This window comes from Anaeromassilibacillus sp. SJQ-5 (genome assembly GCF_054108045.1).
Genome location: NZ_JBPJWQ010000001.1, coordinates 480841 through 492620 on the forward strand (window position 1 = coordinate 480841; position 11780 = coordinate 492620).

Annotated in this window: 6 protein-coding genes and 1 CRISPR repeat array; of the genes, 2 read left to right on the forward strand and 4 right to left on the reverse strand. The window is 60.1% G+C overall.

The genetic code is table 11. The features are described from left to right. Positions 1-97: 97 nt before the first annotated feature. The 4 genes from ACSAMM_RS01975 to ACSAMM_RS01990 form a co-directional block, all read right to left on the reverse strand. On the reverse strand, positions 98-1687 hold the full coding sequence (locus ACSAMM_RS01975) for an ABC transporter substrate-binding protein (RefSeq protein ID WP_457789405.1): 1590 nt from the start codon (positions 1685-1687) through the stop codon (positions 98-100). Between the two features lie 61 nt (positions 1688-1748). Further along, positions 1749-2906: an ABC transporter ATP-binding protein gene (locus ACSAMM_RS01980; protein ID WP_457789406.1), complete on the reverse strand. Its 1158-nt coding sequence runs from the start codon at positions 2904-2906 to the stop codon at positions 1749-1751. Then, positions 2903-3892: an ABC transporter ATP-binding protein gene (locus tag ACSAMM_RS01985; RefSeq protein ID WP_457789408.1), complete on the reverse strand. Its 990-nt coding sequence runs from the start codon at positions 3890-3892 to the stop codon at positions 2903-2905. Before ACSAMM_RS01985 ends, ACSAMM_RS01980 begins: the two co-directional genes overlap by 4 nt. A gap of 223 nt (positions 3893-4115) precedes the next feature. After that, positions 4116-5048: a LysR substrate-binding domain-containing protein gene (locus tag ACSAMM_RS01990; protein WP_178722656.1), complete on the reverse strand. Its 933-nt coding sequence runs from the start codon at positions 5046-5048 to the stop codon at positions 4116-4118. 128 nt (positions 5049-5176) lie between these two features. On the opposite strand from ACSAMM_RS01990, the gene ACSAMM_RS01995 reads away from it, so the two are divergent. Both ACSAMM_RS01995 and ACSAMM_RS02000 read left to right on the forward strand, forming a co-directional pair. Further along, complete coding sequence (locus tag ACSAMM_RS01995) at positions 5177-6484, forward strand: cation:proton antiporter (RefSeq protein WP_457789410.1); 1308 nt, start codon at positions 5177-5179, stop codon at positions 6482-6484. Positions 6485-6763: 279 nt separating this feature from the next. Further along, a CRISPR array of direct repeats spans positions 6764-9191; the repeat unit is 33 nt; unit sequence GTCGCTCCCCCCGCGGGGAGCGTGGATTGAAAT. 259 nt (positions 9192-9450) lie between these two features. Further along, positions 9451-11703: a bifunctional diguanylate cyclase/phosphodiesterase gene (locus tag ACSAMM_RS02000; protein WP_457789412.1), complete on the forward strand. Its 2253-nt coding sequence runs from the start codon at positions 9451-9453 to the stop codon at positions 11701-11703. Positions 11704-11780: the final 77 nt, after the last annotated feature.

The window sequence follows — 11780 nt, forward strand, 5'->3', positions numbered from 1 at the left end:
ATCCTATACCGCCCTCGGCCGTATGGGATGCAAAAGGGGCAGCCATGGCTGCGAAAGGACGGCCGCCGGCCGGCAGCCGTCCTTTCGCAGTCGGAATTCAGTTGACAGTCAGATCCTTAAGCTGGATCTTGCACAGGTCGCAGTAGGAAACGTTGCTCAGGTTGGTACGGTAGGCGTACACCTTCGGATGCTGCAGCAGGAAGGCATAGGGGCTGTTTTCCGCCATCAGATCCTGCAGCTGTTCGCTATACTGGGCCCGCAGGGTCTTGTCGCTCTCGCCGATGATTTTGTTGCCCAGATCGATCATGTCCTGATGGCCGTCCGCCGCCCATTTGGCGCGCTCGCCCACGGTGCTGCCCGGCAGGAAGGCCAGCTGGTTGTTGATGTCGAAATAGTCGGGGCTCCAATGCATCACCAGGAAGGGCAGCTCGCCCTTCCGATACGGATCCACCATGACGGAGAACTCGGAGGTGACGATTTTCACATCGATCTTGATTTCCTTCAAGTCGGCCTGGATTTTCTGCGCGATGTCCGGCCACTTCATGCCCTCGGTGTCGAAGTTGGCCGCCGTCAGCTCCACGGTGAACCCGTTTTCATAGCCGGCTTCCTTCATCAGCGCCTTGGCCTTGTCCAGATTGCGGTAGTTGTCGGGCCGGTTCTTCGCGCCCACAAACCCCTGCGGCACGATGGATAGCGGCAGGCTCGCGCCCTCGCCGCACATCTTTTTCAGCCCTTCGTAGTCGATGGCGTACCGGACGGCCTGCTGTACCTTCGGGTTGGCCATTTCCTTGCCGATGGCCGGGTCGTTGTTCATCAGCAGGAAGGAGCACACCGCCGCCTGGGCGTTTTTGATGGTGACCCCGTCCTTGCCCTTCAGCTGGGCCACGTTGTCGCTGTTGACCGACAGGGCGATGTCGATTTCCCCCTTCTCCAGGGCCTGGATCTGGGTGTTGGCGTCGTCGTATTCCTTGATGACGACCCGCTCCACATTGCCGGTCGAACCCCAGTAGTTGGGGTTCTTCTTCATGCTCAGCTCATTTTCCGGCGTCCAGCTCTCCAGGATGAAGGGGCCGGAACCGGCGGAGTTTTTGTTCAGATACTCCCGGGCGGTGTCCTTGCCCGCCTCGGTGGAACCGCCGTTCTCCTTGACTAGCTTGCTGTCCAGGATGCAGTAGGCGTTGGACGCCAGCTTGGTCAGATAGGACGCGTCGGGGGCCTTCAGGGTGATGACCACGGTGTGATCGTCCTTCGCCTCCACCGATTGAATGCCCGCCACATGCGCCTGGTTGCTTGAGTCCTTCAGGCCCATGACCCGCTGAATGCTCCATACCACGTCCGCGGCGGTCAGGGGGTTGCCGCTGGAAAACTTTACGCCCTCCCGGATGGGCAGGGTGTAGATCGTGCCCGTCTCGTCCAGCGTCCACTTGTCAGTGACAAGGGACGGCTTGGGGTTGCTCATGTCCTCCCCCTCGATGCGGAACAGCATGTCGTACAGGGAATAGGATACCATGTTGCCGTACACCTCGTACATGTAGCCGGTGTCCAGGGTCTTCAGGTCGGTGGCGGCGCCGACGATCACGGTTTTGCCGTTGGCCGCGCCCTGCTCGCTCTTTTGGCAGCCGGCCGCCGCCGTTGCCAGCAAAACCGCGGCCAGCGCCGCGCTGAGAATGCGTTTGGTCTTCTTCATATGTCTCCTCCTCTTTGCCTATTTCCAAAGCGAAGCGCGTCTCGCGTCTCACTCTTGGTTTCTAGTCTTTCGCCAGATGGCAGGCCACGAAATGCCCCGGCTCCCTTTCGGTCAGCTCCGGCCGCTCCTGCCGGCACCGATCGGTGGCGTAGGGGCAGCGGGTGTGGAACGCGCAGCCGTCCGGCAGGTTGGTGGGGCTGGGCAGATCCCCGCCCAGCAGAATCCGTTCTTCCTTCTCTCCCATGGCGGCCTCCACCTTCGGAATGGCGGAGATGAGCGCCTGGGTGTAGGGATGCCCCGCGTTTTCATATATCCGCGCCGACGGTGCCAGCTCCACAATCCGCCCCAGATACATCACCCCGATGCGCTGGCAGCAGTGCTTGACCACGCTCAGATTGTGGGAGATGAACAGGTAGGTCAGCCCCATCTGTTCCTGCAAATCGGCCAGCAGGTTGATAACCTGGGCCTGGATGGACACGTCCAGCGCCGATACCGGCTCGTCGCAGACCACCAGCTTGGGCCGCAGGGCCAGCGCGCGGGCGATGCCGACGCGCTGCTTCTGCCCGCCCGACATCTCGTGGGGATACCGGGTCAGATACGCCCGGGACAGCCCCACCCGGTCGCACAGCTCCATGGCCTTTTCGCGCCGCTCCTCCTTGGTGTACAGCCTGTGGATGGCGTAGGGCTCCATCAGAATGTCCAGTATCCGCCTCCTGGGGTTCAGGCAGGAGGAGGGATCCTGAAAAATCATCTGGGACTTGGTGCGGAAGTCCTTGAGCGCCTTGCCTCTCAGGGCGGAGATGTCCTCCCCGTCGAACAGCACCTGTCCCCCCGTCAGGGGATAGAGGCGCAGCAGGGTTTTGCCCAGCGTGCTTTTGCCGCAGCCGGATTCCCCCACCAGGCCGAAGGTCTCCCCCTTGTAAATCGAGAAGGACACCCCATCCACCGCCTTCAGGGTGGCCTTTTTCCCCTTGGCCTTGCGGATGAGGAAATGCTGCCGCACGTCCTGCAGCTCCACGAGCACGGGCGAATCCGCGGCGGCGGGCGTCGTCGTCGTTTCGGCGCGTTCCCCCGCCACCGGCACGGCCCGGGCCGCTTTTTCATCGATGCCGGTGTCGGCGGTCAGTCCCGCGTACACCCCAGCGGCGATTTCCGATTCCCGCTCCGCCTCCCGTTCCTTGGGCGCGGCGGGGATGTCGTTGTGAAATTCGTCGGTCATGCCGTCACCTCCCCATACAGAAAGCAGCGTACGCAGCGGCCGTCCGGCGTCTGCGTCAGCGCAGGCGCTTCCTTCCGGCAGCGATCCGTCGCATACGGGCAGCGGGGATGGAAATGGCAGCCCTCCGGCATCTGGTCCGCGTCGGGCACCATGCCCTCGATGGCCTCCAGCCGGTCGGTCTGCTCGCTGATTTTCGGCAGGGCCCGGATAAGCCCCTTGGTGTAGGGATGCAGCGGCTCGCGGAATAGATCGCGCACCGGCGCGCTCTCCACGATCTGCCCCGTGTAAAAGATCAGCACCCGATCGCAGAAATCCGCCACAATTCCCAGATCGTGGGTGATGAGGATGATGCCCATGTCGTGGGAATCCTTCAGCTTCTTCATCAGCTCTAGGATCTGCGCCTGGATGGTCACGTCCAGGGCCGTGGTCGGCTCGTCGGCGATGAGCAGCTTGGGGTTGCAGGCCAGGGCCATGGCGATCATGATCCGCTGCCGCATCCCGCCAGACATCTGATGAGGGTACTCGTGAAACCGCTGCTCCGGGTCGGGGATGCCGCATAGGCGCAGCAGCTCCACCGCCTTGGCCTTCGCCTCCTCCTTGGAGATGGAGGTATGTAAAAACATGGGCTCCATAATCTGCTTGCCGCAGGTCTTAATGGGGTTGAGCGACGTCATGGGCTCCTGAAAAATCATGGAGATGTCGTTGCCCCGTATCCCCACCATGTCCTTCGCGGGCAGCGCCAGCAGATCCGTCCCCTCCAGCTCGATTTTCCCCTCCACCAGGGAGTTGACGGGAGAGAGCAGCCGCATAATGGCCAGGGAGGTGACGCTCTTGCCGCTGCCGCTCTCCCCGACGATACCCAGGGTTTCGCCCCGGGCCACGGAAAAATTCAAATCGCGGATGATCGTCACCGCCTGCTTGGCGCTGCCGAACCGCACGGTCAAATCCTTGACCTCTAATAGGTTGTCCTTCGTGTTGGTATCCACGGTGATCCTCCAGACAGAGTGATTCGAGTCGCCGCCCTTGCCCGGACGACCATGTGTAACGGTAAACTGGTATCCGGCCTGGCGGGACGGTCCCCACCGGCCAGGCATAACGCTTTGCTCCCCATTATACCCGCTTTCCCGGCCTTTTGCAAATACTATGTGCGATTTCGGCCGGTTTTTTCAAAGCCGGCCGCATAGAATGGAAGGAAAAGCCGCCCCGTTCTCAAACCAGCGCCGCGTCCTCCGCCGCCGGCGCCAGGGGCTGCCCCGACTGAATAGCGGTGTAAATCCGCCGGAATTCCTCCAGGATTTCGGTGTGGGTGAAGCTCTTGTGATGCACCATGTTGATCTCCCGCATCATGCGGGCGTTCTCGATGGGAATGACCGCCAGCCGTCCCGCCAGCTCTTCCTCCCGGCAGGCGCTGTGCGCGATGACCGTGATACCCATCCCCAGCGCCACCAGTTCCTTGATGGTGGCCACGCTGTCCATCTCCATGATGACGTTGAGGCTCCGGATACTCTCGGAATGGCTCATCAGATAGTTTTCAAACAGCGTGCGGGTTCCCGCCGCCCGGGAGCGCAGGATGAACTTTTCGTTTTTCAGTTCCGGCAGCGCCACGCTGCTCCGTCCCGCCAGCCGGTGCCCCGGCGCCACCGCCAGACACAGGTAATCCGTGTCCAGCAGCACCGAGGTGAAATCCGGATGGTCGATCTGCCCCTCCACCACCGCGATGTCCGCCTCATAGGACTTGAGGGTATTATAAATATTTTGAATGGTATCGGTGAAAACGTTGATATGCACATGGGGGTATAGGCTGCAGTAGGTGGCCAGCATCTGGGGAATCCGGTTCTCGCCCGCCGTGGGGGTGATGGCCACCGTGAACCGCCGGATTTGGCTGCGGCAGTCCTCGATCGCCTGCTTGCAGCTGTTGTGGATCGCCAGCGCCCGTCGGGCGTATTTGACAAGAACCGCCCCCTCCGGCGTCGGTTTGAGTTCTTTCCTGTCCTTATAAAATATTTTGATACCGTATTCTTCCTCAAGCTGCCGGATGTGATGGCTGACCGCCGGCTGAGATAGGCAGAGCTCCTTGGCCGCCCGGGTGTAGCTGCCGGTCTGTATCAGGGTCAGAAGCGACACCACCTTCGGATCGATCATGAGCCGCCCGCCTCCTCGCATTATAACATTTCTTAATATTGTAACAAATTATTATAATTGGATTTTATCATATTTCCCCGCTATAATCAAGTATCCAAACAACTTTTACAGAAAAGAAGGGGAAACATTTGCTGGAAAACCTGGCCTCCTCCCACCCGAACGCGGCGGTGATTCTCAGCCTGGCGGTAATGCTGTTCAGCGGCTTCCTGCTCACCCGGATTACCAAGAAGCTGAAGCTGCCCAACGTTACCGGCTACATATTCGCCGGGATTCTCATCGGCCCCTATGTCCTGGGTCTGGTTCCCCCAAGCGTGGTCAGCGGCATGGACTTCGTCACCGACGCGGCCCTGGCTTTCATCGCTTTCGGCGTGGGGAAATACTTCAAGCTTTCCGCCCTTCGTCGCAGCGGCTGGGGCATCGTGGTCATCACCCTGCTCGAGGCGCTGCTGGCGGCGCTGCTGATCACCCTGACCATGATCGGCGTGTTTCATCTGTCCGTTTCTTTCTCCCTGCTGCTCGGGGCCATCGGCTGCGCCACTGCCCCCGCCTCCACCATCATGACCATTCGGCAGTATAAGGCCAAAGGCCCCTTTGTGGACACCATCCTGCAGGTGGTGGCCCTGGATGACGCGGTGGCTCTCATCGCCTTCAGTGTCTGCGCCGCCATCGCCCAGAGTCTGAACGCCTCTGGTCGGATGGACGCCGGGGCCGTCGTCCTGCCGCTGGTGATCAATATCCTGGCGGTGGGCGTGGGCGTCGGCCTCGGCTTTCTGCTCAAATGGCTGATAAGCGAGCGGCGGTCGCAGGAGCACCGTTTGGTGCTGGTTGTCGGCGTGCTGATGGGCCTGACCGGTCTGTGCACCCTGTTCGACGTCTCCCCGCTGCTGTCCTGCATGGCACTGGGCACGGCCTATGTCAACTGCGGCGGGAACAAAAACCTGTTCAAGCAGGTCAACCGCTTCACCCCGCCCATTCTGCTGCTCTTTTTCGTGCTGTCCGGCCTGCGGCTGAACATTCCCTCCCTCCTGACCGGCGGGGTGATCGGCGTGACCTATTTCTTCGTGCGGATCCTCGGCAAATACGCGGGCGCCAGCCTGGGCGCCTGGCTGACCGGCGCGCCGACGGCGGTGCGCCGGTATCTGGGCCTTGCCCTGATCCCCCAGGCGGGGGTTTCCATCGGCCTGGCCGCCCTGGGGCAGCGTCTCCTTCCGGAAAGCTTGGGCAGCCTGCTGTCCACCATTATCCTGTCCTCCGCCGTGCTGTATGAGATGGTGGGCCCCGCCTGCGCCAAGGCTTCCCTCCGTCTCTCCCATACCATCGCGAAGCCCGCACCGCCCCTCCCGGCTTCCGCCCCGCCGGCCCCCGAGCCCCCCGCCGGCAGCGGCAAAAAAGCCAAAGGCAAGAAAAAAGCGCTGCGTACCGCCGCCCAGTCTTGAGGAAGGCGGATGAAACGCCGTTCCATCTTGCCAATTTGCGCTTTTTCCGGTATACTTATAGAGGAAAAGACAGCGCTCCGGTGGTTCCAGGCTGGAAAGCAACCACCGGTGCGAAGGGGAAGCGCCCAGTCTATCCCCAGCGGCTTCGCACCACCCCGCGCCCCGCTTTCCCTCATGGCCGTCAGAAATTCTAAAGCGTAAGGGGTGTTCATCGGACAGTTCCCTTAACATTTACGGGAACCTGCACAAGTTTTCCGCAAGCTTTTGGTAGTCTTTGCTGTCGCTCCCCCCGCGGGGAGCGTGGATTGAAATAGTTCGAGATGTGTGAGGACAGCTTGACCGACAAGTCGCTCCCCCCGCGGGGAGCGTGGATTGAAATATGAACAACACCAATCGAAGACCGAATTCGGGAAACGTCGCTCCCCCCGCGGGGAGCGTGGATTGAAATCAATCGGTGTTGGCTTTATACATGCTGTCAAAAAAGGTCGCTCCCCCCGCGGGGAGCGTGGATTGAAATGGTGATGTTAAATTAAGTGACCCGGTAGAATTTCATGTCGCTCCCCCCGCGGGGAGCGTGGATTGAAATGGAAGATGCTGCTCCCTCTGAAATTTTCGATGAACGTCGCTCCCCCCGCGGGGAGCGTGGATTGAAATATTTTGTATAGTTGGCGGTAGAATGAACAAGTTACGTCGCTCCCCCCGCGGGGAGCGTGGATTGAAATAGCGGGAAGGAGGACTTTTTCTGATGTTTACGGCACGTCGCTCCCCCCGCGGGGAGCGTGGATTGAAATAAATGGAATCTTATCCGATATAAAAAGAACCATATGGTCGCTCCCCCCGCGGGGAGCGTGGATTGAAATATGGCTTCTTGCCATTGGCGATTCAGGGCCGCTTCGCGTCGCTCCCCCCGCGGGGAGCGTGGATTGAAATAAAAAAAATTATATCCTAAAGCGTCAGCGCTTTGGGCGTCGCTCCCCCCGCGGGGAGCGTGGATTGAAATCCGCAAGTGCGGATAGTGGTAAACTCGGAGAGTTTGTCGCTCCCCCCGCGGGGAGCGTGGATTGAAATACAGTCTGATGCCTCCTCGCATAATTTTAGGCGTGGTCGCTCCCCCCGCGGGGAGCGTGGATTGAAATCGTTCTGGGGATTGATGGCTGCGGAACTACGTGGCGTCGCTCCCCCCGCGGGGAGCGTGGATTGAAATTCCCGTACAACTCCAACGGCAAGAAGGGAATCGGTTGGTCGCTCCCCCCGCGGGGAGCGTGGATTGAAATGTCGCTTTGTGGAAATTTTCTCTGGCATCTTTGTGTCGCTCCCCCCGCGGGGAGCGTGGATTGAAATGTTGATGGTAGCAGCTGTAGCGTTTGTTAGGTCGGGTCGCTCCCCCCGCGGGGAGCGTGGATTGAAATCCCACAGGCCCGCCGGTTGTATTTCCATCCAGAATGTCGCTCCCCCCGCGGGGAGCGTGGATTGAAATGCCGATGCCAAGGGCCAGGTTTTCGCCGATTTCATGTCGCTCCCCCCGCGGGGAGCGTGGATTGAAATACCTCTTCCGGGTCATCCGGACAGGGATTTGCAGGTCGCTCCCCCCGCGGGGAGCGTGGATTGAAATTTCATAGTAGTCCGCGTAGTGCCACGCGTCCAGGCGTCGCTCCCCCCGCGGGGAGCGTGGATTGAAATATTTCGAAGGTGTCCCCGGGTAAAACCTCGTCCACAGTCGCTCCCCCCGCGGGGAGCGTGGATTGAAATAGTTCGGACGCACGCCAGCCCCAGCACGTACCCGTGTGTCGCTCCCCCCGCGGGGAGCGTGGATTGAAATCTTTTCCGGAGCCGGTTGGTGTTATCACAACATTGTGGTCGCTCCCCCCGCGGGGAGCGTGGATTGAAATCCCAGCCTACTACACTTCCATTGCTTAAAGGCGGAGCGTCGCTCCCCCCGCGGGGAGCGTGGATTGAAATCTTGTCGCCGTACGCCAGCTTGATGATGGCGTCGGTCGCTCCCCCCGCGGGGAGCGTGGATTGAAATGTGAATCGACAGCTTGATGATGTCTCCCAGGAGACCGTCGCTCCCCCCGCGGGGAGCGTGGATTGAAATAAAGCCGGATGCCTCCTCGCATAATTTTAGGCGTGGTCGCTCCCCCCGCGGGGAGCGTGGATTGAAATGTCTACATAGATGGGCACCAATTTGCCAGCATTAAGTCGCTCCCCCCGCGGGGAGCGTGGATTGAAATCGGCCTGTGGTGGATCGGCATCGTCCTGACGGGCCGTCGCTCCCCCCGCGGGGAGCGTGGATTGAAATCCTGCCAATAATCCGTAAAAAAGGACACCCCCGTGTCGCTCCCCCCGCGGGGAGCGTGGATTGAAATCAGTTCAGCCCGCTCCCGGGCCAGCTTCATGCCGTCGCTCCCCCCGCGGGGAGCGTGGATTGAAATAGGACAAGATCGGGGGCAAGGGTTTCGGTGCCGTAGTCGCTCCCCCCGCGGGGAGCGTGGATTGAAATCATAGGTTTGGATACGGCGGAGGATATAACCTCGCCGGTCGCTCCCCCCGCGGGGAGCGTGGATTGAAATATCGATATACAAGCACCCATACTGACCGCCCAGAGGTCGCTCCCCCCGCGGGGAGCGTGGATTGAAATTTCACCCGCCTGTCTTCCGGCGGCTGCGTGTCGGCTGGTCGCTCCCCCGCGGGGAGCGTGGATTGAAATCCTCCAGTGCCGCAGTTGTGTCACCAAAATGTCGTCCGCTCTCCGCAAGGGTAGCGGTGACTGAAAGTCCAACACGGTATATCCAGCCTAGCCTGACCGCGAGTCTCCTCCGCCCCGCCCTCTATTGCCCCAAAATCCGCCGCAAATCGGACGTTTGCGGCGGATTTTTTGTTTTTTGTGGAGTTCTATTGCCTTTTTTTACAAAATAGGGTAAAATACCTCCATCAGCGTCCCTTGCATAGAAAAGGAGGAGCCGGGTTTGAAGAAAGAGGACAAGCCATTTGTGCAAACCTATCTGCTCACTGGCATCGTCTGCCTTTGCTTTTTGATCGGCGGGCTCCTGTTTGTCTATTTCATGACGCGGCAGAGCGCAAAAGAAAGCGTCAGTTATCTGCAAAATACGGCAGTGCAGAGTCGTACAGCCTTATATAAGCAAATCATCGGCGATTTCCAGACACTGGACGGGGTGGCGATCTGCCTGGAGGACGGCGAATGGGACAAGGCCCAAATCGCCCGTATTATTAAGGAGATCAACGACAACAATACCTTCACCCGCATGGGCCTGGCGGATTTGCAGGGCCGCATTGACTGGCTGGATGTCAATGGGGAAACCTATGCCGGGCAGAATTTGTCCCGCGCTGTGTATTTCCAGAAAGCCCTGCAGGGAGAAAGCGCCATTTCCGATACCTTGTTCGATGCGGTTTCCTCCCAATATGTCAACTTTTACGGGATGCCGATGACGGACGCCGCCGGGCGCGTGATCGGCGTGCTCTGCGCCATGAACTCCGCCGACCTGTTCCGCAAAATTTTGGATGTGCCGGTTTATGGCGGGCAGGGATACTCCAACCTTATCGATAAAGAGGGGCGGTACGTCGTCCGTTCCAGCCTGCCGGTAGGAACGGCGAAGGATGCCCTGTCGGTGGATATGCTCGGCCAGTTTGAGGACGAGGAGCTGGCCCGGCTGAAAACGGCCTTGTCTCAGGGCGGGGGCGGCGTATATACCTATAAGGACGCGCAGAACGGCGGCAAACAGCTGATAGCGATTGAGCCCGTGGGCGTGAACGATTGGTTTGTCATGAGCGTGGTGCCCCTGGCCGTGCTGCAGCAGCACTACAACGCCACGGCCGTCGGCACAACGCTCCTCATTGCCGCCGCCTGCCTGATTTTCCTGGCCTTTCTCTACCGGCTGAGCCACCTGTACCGGCGCAGCCGGAAAACCCTGATGCATTTGGCCTATGACGACGAGCTGATCGGCTGTCGGAATTTTAATAAATTCCTGCTGGACGCCGCAAACCGCACCGCTCCCTCCGGGGACTGCCGGACGGCCGTCTGGTACTGCGATCTCAAACGCTTCAAATATTTCAACGACATGTTCGGCTACCAAACGGGGGACGACATCCTGCGTTGTCTGGCCAGCGCTATCGAGACGGTGGGCGGGGAGGATTTCCTCTTCTGCCGCGTTGCCGCGGACCATTTCGCCGGCTTGCTGCCGTATCGGGACAAGCGCGAGCTGACCGACTGGTTCCGCCGCCTGGAGGCCGAGCTGCGGACCATCGGCGGGAGGGACGGGCTGCCTGCCGTCAATATCTGCGTGGGCTTCTACTGTCCTGGGGACGAGGACGCGCTGTTGGATATGAACGCCATGGTCAATCGGGCTCATATGGCACAGCAGTCTGTCAAGAACGGCAGCGGCAGCGGCTGCGCTGTCTTTTCCAAGGAACTGCGGGATCAAATCCGTCGGGACTCTGAACTGGAATCCCGTAGCCGGGCCGCCCTGGAGCAGGGCGAATTTGTGGTGTATATGCAGCCGAAGGTGGATATCCAGCAGGGGGACGCCATCGGCGGGGCGGAGGCGCTGGTGCGCTGGGCGCCGCCGGATCAGCCGTTGATTTCTCCCGGCGAGTTCATCCCCCTGTTTGAGAGGAACGGCTTTATCGTCGAGCTGGATCGCTATATGCTCGAGCAGGTGTGCCGCTGGCTGCGGGGCTACCTGGACCGGGGCGGCCGGGAACTGGTCGTGTCCGTTAATGTTTCCCGCCTCGGTTTGTTTCAGGAGGATTTTGTCGAGCATACCATCCAGATCAAGGAGACGTACCGCATTCCCGACGGCCTGCTCGATCTGGAGTTTACCGAAAGCGTGGTGCTCGACGATAACGCCCTGTTTATCCGTTCGGTGCGCCGGCTGCAGCAGCATGGCTTTCTCTGCTCACTGGACGATTTCGGGACGGGCTATTCCTCTCTGAACCTGCTCAAATCCCTGCCTATCGACGTGCTCAAGCTGGATATCCTGTTTTTCACCCGGGACGCGGATCACTGCCGGGAACGCATTGTTATCGCCAATATCCTGCATATGGCCCGGCAGCTGCACATCCGTACCATCGCCGAGGGGGTGGAGGCCCTCGAGCAGGTGGCATTTCTCCGGGACGCGGGCTGCGATATGGTGCAGGGCTTCGTTTTCGCCCGTCCCATGCCTCTGGACGAGTTCGACCGCCTGCTGGAAATTTCCGCTTGACAAGTCGAAGCCGCGGGCTTATACTGAAGAAAATCGTATAGATAACCAAACCGATGACGTGGAGATAAAAACGGAAC

Bases quoted from the DNA above. Each gene is read 5' to 3' on its own strand.
- ACSAMM_RS01975 (WP_457789405.1), bottom strand. From the start codon at position 1,687: ATGAAGAAGACCAAACGCATTCTCAGCGCGGCGCTGGCCGCGGTTTTG.
- ACSAMM_RS01980 (WP_457789406.1), bottom strand. From the start codon at position 2,906: ATGACCGACGAATTTCACAACGACATCCCCGCCGCGCCCAAGGAACGG.
- ACSAMM_RS01990 (WP_178722656.1), bottom strand. From the start codon at position 5,048: ATGATCGATCCGAAGGTGGTGTCGCTTCTGACCCTGATACAGACCGGC.